Origin of the sequence: Vibrio sp. Y58_MX_L22, assembly GCF_024181865.1 — a bacterium.
GTDB lineage: Bacteria > Pseudomonadota > Gammaproteobacteria > Enterobacterales > Vibrionaceae > Vibrio > Vibrio alginolyticus.
In genome coordinates this window covers 12,916-28,576 of record NZ_JAMZAN010000014.1, presented here as the reverse complement: position 1 = coordinate 28,576, position 15,661 = coordinate 12,916, and the positions used below count along the sequence as shown (strand labels likewise).

The window sequence follows — 15,661 nt, the reverse complement described above, 5'->3', positions numbered from 1 at the left end:
ACTAACGGGACACAAAAAGGGTAGCAAACGCTACCCTTTTGTTTCGGTTTATCGGCCATTAATGGCGTCAATCAGGCTTTTTGCTTCGCGGCGAATATCATCTTCACCGTAAACAATCGCCTCTTCTAGTAGTTTAATCGCCCCTTGAGAATCGTTCATCTCGAGATAGATTTTAGCCAAATCCAGTTTCCCAGCCGCTTCAGCATTGTTATCTACGTCAATATCGCCGATCTCGCCGATAACATCTGGAAACTCGTTCAATCCGACATCGAGCTTAAGGTCTTCTTCTTCGAACTCACCACCTTCTCTGTCGACCTGAGCCATCAATTCATCAATCGTCATAAATTGATTTTTCTTCGGGTCGAAGTCATCCAAGTCGCTTTGCTCTGCCCAGTTTTCTTGCGCGATCTCTGGCTGACTTAGTGCATCACTCGAATTCCAAACATCACGCTGGTCCTCAGGCACTTCTTCAGTAGAACTTACGTTATCAGCAGCGGGTTTAAAGCCATCCCAATCATCTCCAACATCAAGCATGGTTTCAAAATCCATACCTGCACTTGCGATGGTGTCACTGTCTAGTTTACCTTCAAATACTTCTGAGTTTGCGTATTCCGCAAGAAGGTTAGCCATTGATGATTCATCATCCAAATTACTGAGCGGCTCACCCTCTGTCGCTGTTGGCTGCACTTCTGGGTCAGTATCAAAGCCGTTTTGCTGCGCAAATACTTCAAACAAAGCATCATGATCGTTATCGGCTTGAATAGCTGGTCTCGATGTCTCTGCTTCAACCTTAGGGCTCTCTGACGCACCCTCGTTCATTGACGCGAGAACATCTTCCTCATTGAACTCTGGAAGATCTTGGTCGTCAAAACTTAACTCTTCATCCTCACCGGAGATTGGTTCTATATCTGCAGTCTCAGAGCTCGGTAATTCTGGCTCTTCTTCCATCGACGCCAAGGCATCTTCTTCGCTGAACTCTGGCAAATCGAGCTCATCAAAATTGAACTCTTCTTCGGACTCAGTTGGCAAGTCGGCTTCAACTTGTTCTAGTTCAATGGACTCGGACGTTTCTAACTCCGGCTCATCCACCATAGACGCCAATGCGTCTTCTTCACTGAATTCTGGAAGATCCAGCTCATCAAAATTGAACTCTTCTTCGGACTCAGCTGGTAAGTCAGCTTCGACTTGCTCTGGTTTAACAGACTCGGACGTTTCTAACTCCGGCTCATCCGACATAGACGCCAATGCGTCTTCTTCACTAAACTCAGGAAGATCCAGCTCGTCAAAATTGAACTCTTCTTCGGACTCAGCTGGCAAGTCGGCTTCAATTTGTTCTGGTTCAACGGACTCGGACGTTTCTAACGCAGGTTCGCCAGCCATAGATGCTAGAGCATCTTCTTCGCTGAATTCTGGAAGATCTAGCTCATCAAAATTGAATTCTTCTTCTGAATCGTTGGTCGACTCAGTTTCCGGCTCCAATTCAGGTTCATCCAGTAGCCAATCTTCTTCTTGTGGAACACCGAATTCATTTTCTATTGTATTTGGTGTCGGTGTGAAGGCTGGAATGTCTTCCTCTTGCTCAACGTGAGGCTGTACCTCAGCATCGGACTCCACGGATGGTTCTTGTGTTGAATCAGTATCGGTAGCCTCTTGTTGTAGTGATGAAGCTTCCTCTATCTCAGCTTGTGTTTTTTCAACTTGCTGCGGTAAGTCATCTTCACTATCAAATAGAGCGTCAAGTTCAGCAGAAAAATCCGCTTTTTCTTGTTCTGTTGGCAGAAGTTCTTCACTGTCTGACTCAAATAGGTCGTCTAGCTCGCTCATTAAAGGATCATTCTCTGGTGAGAGGTCCTCTAAATCACCAAGAAATTCATCGCTGCTAAATGGCTCTGAAGCAGCCTCTGGCTCGGTTAATGGTTGATCTTTTGCAGCGTCTGGTTGGCTTTCACTTAATAAAGCGTCGATGTCCAATCCAGACTCAATGTCCTGATCTTCATGAGTTTGTTCTGACTCAACTACGGAAGATGGCTTTTCGTCGGCGTCTGATTCACCAAAACCAAGTGATTTCAGTAACTCTTCCTCTTCCGATTTATTCTGCTCTGGGCTCTCGTCCTCTCGAATCAGATCATCAAACGGATCTAAATCAGCTTCAGTCTCTTCATCAAGTTCAGAGGTAACATCATCAATGAGTTCATCCAGTAAGTCTGTGCTATCTGCGTCTAACTCTTCGATCGAGTCATCACCTTCAAAACCAGAGATTGCTTCTAGCTCGTTTAGTGGATCAAACTCGTCTGTGTCATCTTCATCAAAATCAATGAGTTCATCGAGTAGCTCTGTACTGTTTTCATCTAGAACAGGACCTTCATTGGCGTCAGCTTCTCGAACTTCCGATTCACTAGCCGGTTGTTCATACTGGGCCAATAGCTTATCGATATCGTCGTCAGATGCCTCTCCAACACTAAAGTCATCATCCGAAACGGGCTGTTTTAACTCAGGCTCATCAGTATCTAAATCGAAGTCATCGTTGCCAAGTTCAGCAAACAAGTCATCAAGCATATCCTGGTCGACAGTGTCACTTGGTAACTCTTCTGACGGCTCATCGGCTGCAAGTAACTCGGCAAATGCGTCGTCTGAAAGTGAGTCTGATTTCTCATTCGTATCATCCGAAAGATCGAAGCCAGACTCATCGTCATCGAGCACTTCTAGTTCTGGAGCAACCTCATCTAAGGCTCGCTCCATTTCTTCTAAACCAAGCGCTTTTTCTTCGCCGTTGACTTGGATACCATTGTTCGATGATTCAAACTCATCCAGACCAACATCTAGGTCACCGTCATCACCGATACCCGCAAATGGGTCATCATCCCCTTCTAGGTTGAAATCCAGTTCTTCATCGTCAAGGTTGGCAAAGACGTCTTCTTCTAAATCTGGCTTCTCTTCTTGTGTAGCCTGAGTACTAATATCTTCATCTGCGAACAACTCATCATCAAGTGTGAGTTCTTCATCCAGCTCGTCCGTCGCCGCTAAACCAATTGGCGCAGCTAATGGATCGGTTTCCTGCGGCGATTGCTCAGCAGGCTCTTCCTCTTTGTTTTTAGAACGGCGACCAAGCAACATCACAACCAACAGTGCCAGCAATGCACCTGGAATAAGCGCCGCTAAGCCGACAAGCCAACCATTAGACAAAATCTTGTCAATCGTACTTGGCTGCATGCGTTGTTGCTCAGCAAGGCGCTGGCGCTCTTCAGCAAGCAGTTTCTCGACTTCCGAGCGAATGCGTTCTTCGTCATTCAGCTCATTTTTCAAGGTTTCAACTTCGCTTTGCACTTCTGACAACATTAAGCGAAGACGATGGTTCTTCTCTTCCAATGACTCTAATTCACTTTGTGAGCCTTGAAGTTTGTCTTTTAACGCACTGACCTGCTTTTCACCCTGCGGAGAGGTGTTCACAGGTGGCGCAGGAATAACTGGTATTGTTTTTTGAACCGGTTTTGGTTCCGCAGCTACAGTAGTTTCTGGCTTAGGAGCAACAGGCTTGGGTTCTACTTTTATTTGTGGCTTTGGTTGCTCGGTGACGCGTTGCGCTGGCGTGGCTCTATTTGTCGGCTTCGGCTGTTTTAACTTAGCCTCGTGCGCCTTCATAATCGCAACAGCTTGCTCTGTAGTCGCGCTTTGCACTTGCTCTAGAGACGGTACTCGTAGTCGACTCCCTGGGATCAACTCATGAATGTTTTGGTTCTCAAACGCTTGAGGGTTAATTCGATAAATGGCAAGAAGCGTTTGTTGAACGGTAACACCGCGTGAAGGTCGTAACTCTGAAGCGATCGACCATAGTGTTTGATTTTCACCAGTCGGACCAAAGAAACGTGACGGCTGAGTATTTGCAGGAGGAGCAGGTAATGCTCGCTCAATATCTTCAGCATAGCTCGGAGATGATTGCACTTCACCAGACGGTCCAACAAGACGAATTCCTTCGGCTTGAACCACTGATGATGTCTGAGTCGCGCTCATCAACACAAGGGCTGCTAACAAACGCTTATAATTTTGACGCATAGAAGGCTCAGTTTTGTGCTAAATACAATTTGAAATGGTGATCGGTTAAATATATCGGATATCGCATGCAAAACTATAGCGTTGAGAATAAAAAATGTGTGGCTCTCGCCATATTCGTACTAATCTCACACTATTTTGTTTCGTTCGTACAAAAAAGCCTCGCACTGTGCGAGGCTTTGAAATGAATTGTAAACGACTTAGTAGTAATCGCGGATCAGAACTTCTGCGATTTGCACCGCGTTAGTTGCCGCGCCTTTACGCACGTTGTCAGCAACAACCCACAGGTTTACTCCGCTATGATGGCTGATATCGTTACGGATACGGCCAACCATTACATGATCTTTACCGCCCGCATCGCGAACTTGTGTAGGGAAGTCTTCACCGTGGAACACTTCGATACCGTCAGTTTGTTCAAGCAAGTTAACGACTTCTTGTGCATCGATAGGTGAACGAGTCTCAATGTGGAGTGCTTCTGCGTGACCGTAGAATACAGGAACACGTACACACGTTGGATTGACTGTGATTGATGGATCGTTAAAGATCTTCTGTGTTTCCCACACCATTTTCATTTCTTCTTTGGTGTAGCCGTTTTCCATCATTTGATCGATTTGTGGAATACAGTTAAACGCGATCTGTTGAGAGAATTGCTTCTTGTCTGCAGGCAGACCGTTTAGCAGCTTCGCCGTTTGACCTGCTAGCTCATCAATACCCGCTTTTCCTGCACCAGATACCGATTGGTAAGTTGATACGTTAATACGCTCAATGCCCACCGCATCGTGAATTGGTTTTAGTGCCACCAGCATTTGGATGGTTGAACAGTTCGGGTTCGCGATGATGTTACGGTTACGAAACTCTGCAATCGCTTCTGGGTTTACTTCTGGCACAACAAGAGGAATGTCGTACTCGTAACGGAAGTGTGATGTATTGTCGATAACAATCACGCCTTCATCAGCGGCAATTGGAGCCCACTTGGCTGATAGCTCACCACCAGCAGAAAACAGTGCGATATGCGCTTGAGACCAATCGAACTCTTCTACGTTTTGAACGCGTACCGTTTTACCATTGAAGCGGTAAGTCTTGCCTTCGCTGCGCTCACTCGCGAGTAGGAAGATTTCGCCTACTGGGAATTTGCGCTCTTGAAGCACATCCAAAATTGTTTCACCGACCGCACCGGTCGCACCTAAAATGGCAACATTATATTGCTGGCTCATTGACTTACCTCAATCTGAAAACCTAGTTCTGCTAATGGAGCAAGGTTACATGTTTTGTTACCCACTAGCGTGACAGCACTGTATTCACGGCGATCCCAGTAGTTTTTACGCATCAGGTCAAAAGCGCCTGGCTTACTGATTTCACGGCGGAAAAGAGCGTCATCTCTACGCACATCATAGATTAACTGCGTGATGTTATGCAGTGTTGCTTCGTCCCAAGCTCTGTCCAATACCATAGTAGGAACAGGCGCGGTTGGCAGTAAATCGCTGGCATGCGCACGTAATTCGTTATTTAAGAACTCACAATAGCTGTTGAAAATCATCGTCGTACCGCGAGCTTTCCCTTCCAAGCCGTAGCCTGCAACGTGAGGGGTTGCGAATGCTAGCAGAGGCAGAAGCTCCATATCAACCTCTGGTTCAAATTCAAATACGTCAAGTGCCGCTGTAAAGCCATCGTTTTTCAAAAGACGTTGCTTCAAAGCAGCGTTGTCAACGATGGGACCTCGAGCCGCGTTAATCAAAATTTGATCGCTGCGGAGACCATTTAACACCTTCTCATCAATCAAATGATGCGTTGGGTATGGGCCATCTTTGGTGATTGGCGTATGTAGTGTAATGATGTCTGAGCTTTCAATCAGTTCTGTCAACGGAGTAAAGCTACGAGGATCACCAGCCTCTTGTTTGAATGGGTCATTGATGAGAACTTTAATACCCATGCCTTTCAAACATTTCTCTAGGTAGCTACCTACTTGGCCTGCACCAATAATACCTACCGTCTTGTCAAATACCGAGAAACCTTGTTGCTGAGCGAGCACCATCATCACGCTGAACGCGTATTCCGCTACACCCACTTTGTTACACCCTGGCGCAGCAGTGAAGAAAATGCCTTTCTCTTTTAAGAGTGCTTGGTCAACATGATCCATGCCTGCCGTGGCCGTACCAACAAACTTCAGCTTGTTTGCTTTGCTGATCAGGTCAGCATTCACTTTGGTGACTGAGCGAATCATTAGGGCATCAACATCCACTAAATCATCGGCGGTCAGTGTACGACCTGGTTTTAGAATTACGTTACCGAGTTGGCTGAATAGCTCTTCAGCATACGGCATATTTTCATCAACAATAATTTTCATAGCGCCAGCGTTCTAACATCCATTTGTAAGAGTTCGTTTATTCGCAAGATGCGAAACTAAAGCGATTGTGCCCTTTTCCCGAAAAATCTCAAGATATAACACCAATAAACCTCAAGGAGGTAACTCCTATAGAATCGATTGACGGGAAGCCTAGAGAAAAGCAGAAACAGAGAAAAGAAAAAGCCCGGCTAAATAGCCGGGCAAAGTTCCAGAACAAAAGGATCCTATCCCGCTCTCCATGGGATAGAGTCTGCGTCTGTTCGATCAGTGTGACTGATCAAGCTCTGGAAACTGGATTGTTGGCGTTTACAGTACTCTCGCAAGGCGCCAACAAATTCAGTTAACCTTGGTACTTTTTAATAACCAAAGTTGCGTTTGTGCCGCCAAAGCCAAAGCTGTTTGACATTACGGTCGTTAGCTCTGCATCACGTGCTTCTGTCACGATGTCCAGACCTTGTGCTGCTTCGTCCAAGTTTGAAATATTGATGCTTGGAGCAATGAAGTTTTTGTCTAGCATAAGTGTTGAGTAAATTGCTTCGTGCACGCCCGCTGCGCCGAGTGCGTGGCCAGTCATTGCTTTTGTTGCAGAGATTGCAGGGCTGTTCTCACCAAACAATTGTTGGATAGCACCAAGCTCTTTCACGTCACCAACTGGTGTCGATGTACCGTGCGTGTTGATGTAATCCACACCATCAACGTCTTGCATCGCCATCTTCATACAACGAATTGCACCTTCACCTGATGGCGCTACCATGTCGTAGCCATCTGATGTCGCACCGTAACCTACGATTTCACCGTATATTTTCGCGCCACGTGCCAGTGCGTGCTCTAGTTCTTCAATAACCAGCATGCCGCCGCCGCCCGAGATAACAAAACCGTCACGGTCTGCATCGTATGTACGAGATGCTTTGTCTGGCGTGTCATTGTATTTGGTTGACAGTGCGCCCATCGCATCAAACATCATAGTTTGAGACCAATCTAGCTCTTCGCCGCCACCAGCAAAAACAATATCTTGTTTGCCTAGTTGAATAAGCTCCATAGCATGGCCGATACAGTGTGCAGATGTTGCACATGCAGAGCTCATTGAGTAGTTCACGCCACGAATCTTAAATGGCGTAGCAAGACAAGCAGAAACAGTAGAAGACATAGTACGAGGAACCATGTAAGGACCAACTCGCTTTACGCCTTTTGCACGCATCGTGTCTGTCGCTACCGTTTGATTGTATGCAGAAGCACCGCCAGAACCTGCAACGATACCGGTACGATCGTTTGAAACCTGTTCTTCTGTAAGACCAGCGTCTGCGATTGCCTGCTCCATTGATAGGTATGCATAAGCAGCCGCATCACCCATAAAGCGCATCTGCTTACGGTCGATGTGTTCCGCCGGGTTGATTTTTAGATCACCCCATACTTGCGAACGAAGACCGTGTTCTTTGAACTGCTCAGATGCAGTGATGCCAGATTTGCCCGCTTTAAGAGACGCTAGAACTTCTTCGACGTTGTTACCGATACTTGAAACAATACCCATACCGGTGATTACGACTCGTTTCATTATGACATTCCTATAATTCAAAAATCCGCTAGATGATAACTAAGATAGTCAACAAAAGTGGTCAGCTTTCCCATAAATTCGTACAATCGCCCCATTCTTACCGCGCCAAATCACAAATTTGCACCATTATGACTTCAATAAAAAACGCAGAACTTGGTTGGAACGAAGCTGGTACTCCGGTTTCAGACCAATTTGATGATGTTTACTTCTCTAACGTAAACGGTCTTGAAGAGACACGCTACGTTTTCTTAAAACAAAATCATCTCCCAGAAAGATGGCAGGAATTTGACCAAAGACGTTTTGTCATTGGTGAAACCGGATTTGGCACGGGATTAAACTTCTTAGCAGTATGCCAGTGGTTTAGTGAGTTTCGTCGTCAGCATCCGGACGCAACATTGAAAGAGCTGCATTTTATTAGCTTTGAAAAATACCCATTAAGCAAAGCCGATTTAAAGAAGGCGCATGAAGCTTGGCCTGAGCTAGCTGAATACGCGGAAAAGTTACAAAAGCACTACCCTGCCGCTGTGCCGGAGTGTCATCGCATTGTTTTAGAAGACGGCGCAATCACACTCGACCTTTGGTTTGGTGACATTAAAGACTGCATGCCGCAAGTTCCATACAACGAACAAGGTTTGATTGATGCTTGGTTCTTAGATGGATTCGCGCCAAGCAAAAACCCAGAAATGTGGAACCAAGGCCTGTTCAACAACATGGCAAAGCTAGCCAAGCAAGATTGTACAGTTGCCACGTTTACCGCAGCAGGCTTTGTACGTCGTGGTTTGAACGAAGCTGGCTTTACAATGAAAAAGGTGAAAGGTTTCGGCACTAAGCGAGAAATGATCGCCGGCTCTATGGAGCAACGTGAAAAGCAATCGAACCATCTCCCTTGGTTCAATCGCTCAGCATCTAGCAATCTTGATTCGATTGCCATCATTGGTGGTGGTATAGCTAGCGCGGCGTTAGCGAAAACGTTAGTTCGTCGTGGCCAAAACGTCACCCTTTACTGTAAAGACAAACAACCAGCCAAAGGAGCTTCAGGCAATCGACAAGGAGCCGTTTATCCACTGCTTAATGGCCCGCACACGGGCGTTTCGCGTGTGTTTGCTCCTGCATTTTTGTTCGCACGTCAGTTTGTTGAACAAGCAGCACAAGAGATCGATTTTGATCATGACTGGTGTGGCGTAACTCAGTTGATGTGGGATGACAAATCCACAGACAAACTGGAGAAAATGCTTGCGGGTAACTTCACTCCAGAGCTCATTCAAAAGCTGTCCGCCGAGGAAACTGCGAACACTATCGGGTTACCTATTGATATGGCGTCTGTGCACTACCCAATGGGAGGGTGGCTGTGCCCTGCCGAGTTAACTCGCGGGTTAATTAAACAATTGGAGAAGACGTCGTTACTCTCAACGAAGTTTGAACATCTTGTTGAGGCATTAGATTGGGATGAAAAGCGTCAGCTCTGGCTACTAACGGCGAGTGGTCAAACATTTGAGCACTCAACGGTTGTAATTGCGAACGGCCATGAGTTCCAGACATTGAGTCAAACCGCTTCCCTACCAATGGGACAAGTGAAAGGACAAGTCAGTCATGCGCCAGCAACCGAAATGCTGAGTCAGCTGAAAACGGTGTTGTGTTACGACGGTTACATGACACCTGTTAACCCAAGTAATCAACACTTGTGTATCGGTGCAAGCTACGACCGCAGTCACCTTGACTACGAATTTGATGAAAACGCCCAAAAAGATAATGCGGAAAAGCTAGTGAAATGTGTACCGAATCAAACATGGGCAAAAGAGGTAGATATCACTGGTAATCAATCTCGCCAAGGTATTCGTTGTGTTAGCCGAGATCACTTACCATTTGTCGGGAATGTGGGTGACTTTGAGACGATCAAAACGCAATATGCCAACTTACAAAATCAAAAAGCAGAAGAGGTAGAAACCATTCATCAGTACCCTAACCTATTCTGCTTCTTAGGTTTAGGATCTCGTGGACTGAGCTCTGCACCATTATTAGCTGAAGTGTTGGCCTCCCAGATCTGTGGGGACCCGCTGCCATTACCGGTTGATGTATTGACCGAACTTCACCCAAGTCGAATGTGGGTTCGTAAACTAAGAAAAGGCAAAGCCATTACCGAGCTGTAAGAGTATTCTCTCGTTTTAATTCCCGACACAGATACGTGTCGGGAATCGCTAACTCACTAAGTTGCTCGTACTGAGATTACTTCAGCAGTGCAACTGCCTGTTTCACTTGCTCTGCCACTTCTGGGTTTACAACCTTACCCGATTCCACGTCAAAATTTTCGTAGAAGCTCGGCACAGATAACGATGCCTTTACATCCGCGCCAAAAAATTGTGCAGAACCTGTCGCCGCCGCAAGAACACTTTGTGCACCACCGGGACCTGGGGAAGTTGCTAAATAAACGACAGGTTTGTTTTGAAATACATTACGCTCAATGCGCGTCGCCCAATCGAACAAGTTTTTATAGGCCGCTGGGTACGAACCGTTATGCTCTGCGAAGGAAACAACGATAGCGTCAGCCTCCGCCAAGTCACGTAAAAACGCGACAGCCCCTTCAGCTTGACCTATTTCTTTCTCTTTGTCCTCGCTAAACATTGGCGCTTGATAATCGTTTAAGTCTAGAACATTCACTTGAGCGCCTTCGACTTGATTTGCTGCGTATGTAGCAAGTAGTTTGTTGATTGAGGTAGAGCTGGTAGATGCACCAAATGCGACAATTTTCATGGTTGTAATCCTTTGTTCACGTTTTGTGCTGATCAGAATAAAAGTTGAACAGTTTCGCTACAACCACAAAAATTTTATGAAGAGGTTCGAATTTTTCGAAGTAGTAAATGACTAGGATTAAATAAAGGGAGAACGCTGCTTAGGGACTAAGCCTGAGCCTGGAGCTCTTGCCACAAATCACTGACAATCACGCGATCGGCCGGGCTTAACTCGGTACGCGCATTTTCTAAGCTGCTCTCAATGCGTGACTTCAGCTCAGTAATATCGCTAATCCCTTCTTCTTCACAAGACGCCGCGGATAAAGAGATGTGACCACGTAAATAACCACCAGCAAACAATTCATCGTCAGATGCTGTTTCAATTCGAGCATCAATCAGTTCCAGTAGTTTTTCTTCAAATTCAATAATCATGGTGTATCTCTGAGGTTATTAATGGTTATTTAACGCAAAAGTCCGACGCTTCCAGTGGCTTAGTTTGATAAAATGCGCGCAGGGCATCAGAAAGCATTTTCACTCGCAAAGGCAAGCCTACGTCCAAAATACCCAGCACTTCTTTATGTACTTTTTGCATAAAGCCGAGCCTATCTGGTTCAAAATCGCCGTGTAGATTGTCACAACTCACCGTAAAAGGGAAGCCAGCGCTTTGTGCCAGAATCCATTCATAAGCTTGAGGTCGCACTTCAACTTTCTCAAACTCCGCTTGAACTTCTGCTGTTCGCCCATCGGGTTCATACCAATAGCCAAAATCTTCCAGCAAACGACGCTCTGGACCAGCCACACACCAATGCGAAATCTCGTGTAAAGCAGAGGCGTAAAAACCCCGAGCAAAAATAATCCGATGATGAGGGTGTTCATCATCAGCAGGAAGATAAATAGGCTCATCACCATCTAACTCTAATTTCGTATTAAATTGTTCTAAAAAGGTGTCATTAAAAATGGTGATTAAGTCTTGGTATTCGTGGGTCATCGTCGAGTTTGTACTTCAGTTTGACATGCGCTGCATATTGTCGCTGTTTTTAGCTATGAGGTAAAGGCAACCCCACATTTTTGGTTATTAGTTGAATTTATCTGAACATCGCTTTCTCCATACAATTTCTCATTCGTCAGCGTACTTATTTACCACTACACTCTCGCCTTATTTTGATGCCGTTCAAACCGCTATTTTTAAGCCGTTTGATTACAAGCATGTTGCTGGTTTTAATCACTTTTTAAGAGAGATAGAACCGTTTGTAAGTGTTGTTACTTCGCCTACGCTGATTCTCGTAGAACGTAGTGACTTTTTACGTTGAGTGTTTCCCTATGTTGCTAAGTGTGTTGTATATCATTGGTATCACGGCTGAAGCCATGACAGGTGCGTTAAGTGCTGGTAGAAGAAAGATGGACTGGTTTGGTGTTATGTTGGTGGCCAGCGCAACGGCCATTGGTGGTGGCACCGTACGTGACATTCTATTAGGCCACTACCCTCTTGGTTGGGTAAAAAACCCAGAGTTCCTTGCAATTACGTGTGTTGCAGGTGTGCTAACAACAGGTTTAGCGAAATGGGTGATTAAGCTAAAAGGCCTGTTCATTCGCCTTGATGCGTTAGGTCTAATCGTATTCAGCATCATCGGAACAAAAATTGCGATGGGCATGGGCTTGCACCCTGGTATTTGTATGGTTTCAGCGTTAGTAACGGGTGTATTCGGTGGGCTACTTCGCGACTTAATCTGTCGCCAAACACCATTGGTACTGCATGAAGAGCTTTACGCTTCTGTCGCTCTTATCGCATCAGGAATGTACTTAGCGCTATTAGAGTTCAATGTTCCCGATGTCACTGCCACTATTATTACACTGGTTACTGGTTACATGTTGCGTATGGCTGCGGTACGCTTTAAGTGGCGTCTGCCTTCTTTCCATTTGGAAACCGAAGGCTCGATTCATTAAGCAAAAACTACTTAAACAAAAAAGGTTGCCTGATACAATTGTGCCACCCGCGATTCAGTGAGTGGCATAATTTTATATTCAGTCATCCTGAACAGCGACGAAGGAACATGATTCAGGATCTATTATCCGAGCACTCTGTTGTCAGAGATGTTTCTTTCTCTTTTCATCGCGCTGAAATTAGATTCCTAGTCTCGCTATAGCTCGCTGGAATGACACAAAGCTCTTAAATCTTCGGTGTTTCAGTTGTTACGCCATGGTTTTGACCACGGTGGCGTAGTAAATGATCCATCACCACAATTGCCAGCATCGCTTCTGCGATAGGCACAGCACGAATACCCACACATGGGTCATGACGACCTTTGGTGATCAATTGAGTTGGTTCACCTTCTTTTGTGATGGTCTCACCCGGCACAGTGATACTTGATGTTGGCTTAAGCGCAATGTTTGCGACAATGTCTTGACCAGTAGAGATACCACCAAGAATGCCACCCGCATGATTACTACCAAAACCTTCAGGAGCAAGCGTATCACGGTGCTGACTGCCTTTTTGGTTTACCACCTCGAAACCGTCTCCGATTTCCACGCCTTTCACCGCGTTGATGCTCATTAGTGCGTGCGCGATGTCTGCATCCAAACGGTCAAATACGGGTTCCCCAAGACCAACAGGCACGTTAGTTGCCACAACCTGGATTTTTGCGCCAATAGAGTCGCCTTCTTTTTTCAGGTCACGGATAAGTTGGTCAAATGCTTCTACTTTGTCAGCATCAGGGCAGAAGAATGCATTGTTCTCGATTTCGTTCCAATCTACCTTGTCGATAGATACATCACCCATTTGTGACAAGTAAGCACGAATCTCAACACCAAACTCATCTTTTAAGTATTTCTTCGCGATTGCACCAGCAGCCACACGCATTGCGGTTTCACGAGCTGAAGAACGGCCGCCACCGCGATAGTCGCGGATGCCATATTTTTGGTGGTAAGTGTAATCAGCATGACCCGGTCTGAACTTATCTTTGATGTCAGAGTAGTCTTTTGAGCGCTGATCGGTGTTTTCAATTAGCAAACCGATCGATGTGCCCGTGGTTTTGCCTTCAAAAACGCCAGAAAGAATTTTAACTTCATCCGGTTCACGACGTTGTGTGGTGTAACGTGATGTGCCTGGACGACGGCGGTCGAGATCGATTTGTAGATCTGCTTCTGTAATTTCCAACCCCGGAGGACATCCGTCTACGATACATCCCAGTGCGATACCGTGACTTTCCCCGAATGTCGTCACTCGGAAATGTTGTCCGATACTGTTTCCTGCCATTACTTCCTCAAGTTTTTATCGCCACGCTCTCTCAAAACAGAGCATAGCTGCTTTCCAATTCTTCGTGGATTCATAGTGGCTTTATTACGTTTTGATGTAAAGAGTTAATATCGGCGAGGTATGCATAAAAAAAACACCGAGCATAAAGCTCGGTGTTTTGATGTTTAGTGCAAGACTCTATTAGTCTTTGTACAGTTTAAACTCTTCTGCACACTCAACCAGCTGGTCACGCGTTAGCATAAATACGCCATGACCGCCGTTCTCGAACTCAATCCAAGTAAATGGAATCTCTGGGTACTGTTCCATCATATGAATCATTGAGTTTCCGACTTCACAAATAAGAATGCCGTTATCTGTCAGATAATCTGGCGCGTTAGCAAGAATACGACGCACTAGTTTTAGACCATCCGTACCCGCAGCTAGCCCAAGCTCAGGCTCATGCGTGAACTCATCTGGCAGGCTGTTCATGTCTTCTTCATCCACATATGGTGGGTTGGACACGATTAGATTGTATTTCTCTTTTGGAAGATCACGGAACAAATCAGAGCGAATTGGGAACACTTGCTGCTCCATGCCATGATCTTGTACGTTTTGCTCAGCCACTTGTAGAGCATCTGTAGAGATGTCGATCGCATCCACTTCTGCTTCAGGGAAAGCGTGCGCACAAGCAATCGCGATACAACCAGAACCCGTACATAGGTCCATGATGCGCGTAGCTTCTTCCACCAACCAAGGTTGGAATTCCGCTTGAATCAATTCGCCGATAGGAGAACGTGGCACAAGTACACGCTCATCAACGAAGAACTCAAGACCGCAGAACCATGCTTTGTTTGTTAGGTATGCTGTTGGCGTACGCTCGTTGATGCGTTTTACTACGCGCTCAACAATACGCAGACGCTCGCTTGTCGTTAGGCGAGAGTTCAATACGTGCGGAGGCACATCAATCGGCAAGTATAAGGTTGGCAGGATAAGCTGAACTGCTTCATCCCACGCATTATCAGTACCATGACCGTAAAACAGGTTCGCTGCATTAAAGCGGCTTACCGTCCAACGAATCATATCTTGAAGGGTATGCAGCTCCGATACCGCTTCTTCTACAAAAATCTTATCCAAAATTGCCTCCGAAAAGCGCTACAATACTGCCAATAAAGTTTATTAATGAAATTGTTTACCTAATGAGCAAAAAAGACACCGAGAACGATGACGATTTCGCCTTGTTTCAGGAAGCAGTACAGGGCGTAAAAAAGTTGCGACAGGATACCATAATCCAGCAACCAAAAAAAAATACTAAGCAAAAAGAAATCAAGCGCTCCAACCGTGAAGCGAGTGACTCTGAATTTTACTTTTCAGACGAGTTTGTCCCTCTATTAAACGATGAAGGTCCAACTCGTTATGCACGTGACGACGTCTCCACTTATGAAGTCAAACGTCTACGTCGTGGAGTGTATGTACCGGACGTGTTCCTCGATATGCACGGCATGACACAGCAAGAAGCAAAACGCGAGCTTGGTGCGATGATAGCCTATTGCATCAAAAACGAGATTCATTGTGCGTGTGTGCAACATGGTATTGGGAAACACATCCTGAAACAGAAAGCCCCACTTTGGTTAGCACAGCATCCTGACGTTATGGCTTTTCACCAAGCGCCACTAGAATTTGGTGGTGATGGTGCGTTGTTAGTGTTGCTTTCAATTCCTGAAAAGTAACAAGCTTGCTGTAGACACGACGAAACGAAAAGG

12 protein-coding genes are annotated in these 15,661 nt (G+C 45.8%); 3 read left to right on the top strand and 9 right to left on the bottom strand.

Annotated elements, in window-relative coordinates; genetic code table 11:
• Window positions 1–48: 48 nt before the first annotated feature.
• The 4 genes from NL626_RS21135 to fabB all read right to left on the bottom strand — a co-directional run bounded on the left by NL626_RS21135 (window position 49) and on the right by fabB (window position 7,943).
• On the bottom strand, window positions 49–4,050 hold the full coding sequence (locus tag NL626_RS21135) for a FimV/HubP family polar landmark protein (RefSeq protein WP_253657708.1): 4,002 nt from the start codon (window positions 4,048–4,050) through the stop codon (window positions 49–51).
• A 197-nt stretch (window positions 4,051–4,247) separates the two neighbouring features.
• Window positions 4,248–5,261: an aspartate-semialdehyde dehydrogenase gene (locus tag NL626_RS21130; RefSeq protein ID WP_005380562.1), complete on the bottom strand. Its 1,014-nt coding sequence runs from the start codon at window positions 5,259–5,261 to the stop codon at window positions 4,248–4,250.
• The gene (locus NL626_RS21125) at window positions 5,258–6,391 is read right to left on the bottom strand and encodes a 4-phosphoerythronate dehydrogenase (protein ID WP_005380560.1); all 1,134 of its coding nucleotides are present in this window, start codon (window positions 6,389–6,391) and stop codon (window positions 5,258–5,260) included. The genes NL626_RS21130 and NL626_RS21125 overlap by 4 nt, the downstream gene beginning before the upstream one ends.
• A 340-nt stretch (window positions 6,392–6,731) precedes the next feature.
• Entirely contained in the window at window positions 6,732–7,943 is a 1,212-nt protein-coding gene (gene fabB / locus NL626_RS21120; RefSeq protein WP_005380557.1) for a beta-ketoacyl-ACP synthase I, read from the bottom strand.
• 128 nt (window positions 7,944–8,071) lie between these two features.
• Between fabB and mnmC the strand changes: the two genes are divergently transcribed.
• On the top strand, window positions 8,072–10,090 hold the full coding sequence (gene mnmC / locus NL626_RS21115; RefSeq protein ID WP_253657707.1) for a bifunctional tRNA (5-methylaminomethyl-2-thiouridine)(34)-methyltransferase MnmD/FAD-dependent 5-carboxymethylaminomethyl-2-thiouridine(34) oxidoreductase MnmC: 2,019 nt from the start codon (window positions 8,072–8,074) through the stop codon (window positions 10,088–10,090).
• Between the two features lie 76 nt (window positions 10,091–10,166).
• Here the strand turns inward: mnmC and NL626_RS21110 are convergent, their stop codons facing one another.
• The 3 genes from NL626_RS21110 to NL626_RS21100 all read right to left on the bottom strand — a co-directional run bounded on the left by NL626_RS21110 (window position 10,167) and on the right by NL626_RS21100 (window position 11,657).
• Window positions 10,167–10,691: an NADPH-dependent FMN reductase gene (locus NL626_RS21110; protein ID WP_053349557.1), complete on the bottom strand. Its 525-nt coding sequence runs from the start codon at window positions 10,689–10,691 to the stop codon at window positions 10,167–10,169.
• Window positions 10,692–10,837: 146 nt separating this feature from the next.
• Window positions 10,838–11,101 (bottom strand): YfcL family protein, encoded by a 264-nt coding sequence (locus NL626_RS21105; protein ID WP_017635933.1) that lies wholly within the window; start codon window positions 11,099–11,101, stop codon window positions 10,838–10,840.
• 25 nt (window positions 11,102–11,126) lie between these two features.
• A complete protein-coding gene (locus tag NL626_RS21100; protein ID WP_253657706.1) occupies window positions 11,127–11,657 on the bottom strand; it encodes an elongation factor P hydroxylase in 531 nt (176 codons plus the stop codon).
• Window positions 11,658–11,989: 332 nt separating this feature from the next.
• Between NL626_RS21100 and NL626_RS21095 the strand changes: the two genes are divergently transcribed.
• Window positions 11,990–12,613 carry a trimeric intracellular cation channel family protein gene (locus NL626_RS21095; RefSeq protein ID WP_005380544.1) on the top strand — a complete coding sequence of 208 codons (624 nt, stop codon included), beginning with the start codon at window positions 11,990–11,992 and terminating at the stop codon, window positions 12,611–12,613.
• A gap of 223 nt (window positions 12,614–12,836) precedes the next feature.
• On the opposite strand, the gene aroC is transcribed toward NL626_RS21095, so the two are convergent.
• On the bottom strand, window positions 12,837–13,922 hold the full coding sequence (gene aroC, locus NL626_RS21090; RefSeq protein ID WP_031780893.1) for a chorismate synthase: 1,086 nt from the start codon (window positions 13,920–13,922) through the stop codon (window positions 12,837–12,839).
• A gap of 180 nt (window positions 13,923–14,102) precedes the next feature.
• Window positions 14,103–15,035 carry a 50S ribosomal protein L3 N(5)-glutamine methyltransferase gene (prmB, locus tag NL626_RS21085; protein ID WP_253657705.1) on the bottom strand — a complete coding sequence of 311 codons (933 nt, stop codon included), beginning with the start codon at window positions 15,033–15,035 and terminating at the stop codon, window positions 14,103–14,105.
• A 62-nt stretch (window positions 15,036–15,097) separates the two neighbouring features.
• Here prmB and smrB point away from each other — a divergent pair, with 62 nt between their 5' ends.
• Entirely contained in the window at window positions 15,098–15,628 is a 531-nt protein-coding gene (smrB, locus tag NL626_RS21080) for an endonuclease SmrB (RefSeq protein ID WP_005380539.1), read from the top strand.
• The last annotated feature ends 33 nt before the right edge of the window (window positions 15,629–15,661 follow it).

What these genes read in the sequence shown, in the direction of transcription:
- smrB (WP_005380539.1), top strand. Translation starts at nt 15,098, where the DNA reads ATGAGCAAAAAAGACACCGAGAACGATGACGATTTCGCCTTGTTTCAG.
- fabB (WP_005380557.1), bottom strand. Translation starts at nt 7,943, where the DNA reads ATGAAACGAGTCGTAATCACCGGTATGGGTATTGTTTCAAGTATCGGT.
- aroC (WP_031780893.1), bottom strand. Translation starts at nt 13,922, where the DNA reads ATGGCAGGAAACAGTATCGGACAACATTTCCGAGTGACGACATTCGGG.
- NL626_RS21130 (WP_005380562.1), bottom strand. Translation starts at nt 5,261, where the DNA reads ATGAGCCAGCAATATAATGTTGCCATTTTAGGTGCGACCGGTGCGGTC.
- NL626_RS21100 (WP_253657706.1), bottom strand. Translation starts at nt 11,657, where the DNA reads ATGACCCACGAATACCAAGACTTAATCACCATTTTTAATGACACCTTT.
- mnmC (WP_253657707.1), top strand. Translation starts at nt 8,072, where the DNA reads ATGACTTCAATAAAAAACGCAGAACTTGGTTGGAACGAAGCTGGTACT.
- NL626_RS21105 (WP_017635933.1), bottom strand. Translation starts at nt 11,101, where the DNA reads ATGATTATTGAATTTGAAGAAAAACTACTGGAACTGATTGATGCTCGA.
- NL626_RS21110 (WP_053349557.1), bottom strand. Translation starts at nt 10,691, where the DNA reads ATGAAAATTGTCGCATTTGGTGCATCTACCAGCTCTACCTCAATCAAC.
- NL626_RS21135 (WP_253657708.1), bottom strand. Translation starts at nt 4,050, where the DNA reads ATGCGTCAAAATTATAAGCGTTTGTTAGCAGCCCTTGTGTTGATGAGC.
- NL626_RS21095 (WP_005380544.1), top strand. Translation starts at nt 11,990, where the DNA reads ATGTTGCTAAGTGTGTTGTATATCATTGGTATCACGGCTGAAGCCATG.
- NL626_RS21125 (WP_005380560.1), bottom strand. Translation starts at nt 6,391, where the DNA reads ATGAAAATTATTGTTGATGAAAATATGCCGTATGCTGAAGAGCTATTC.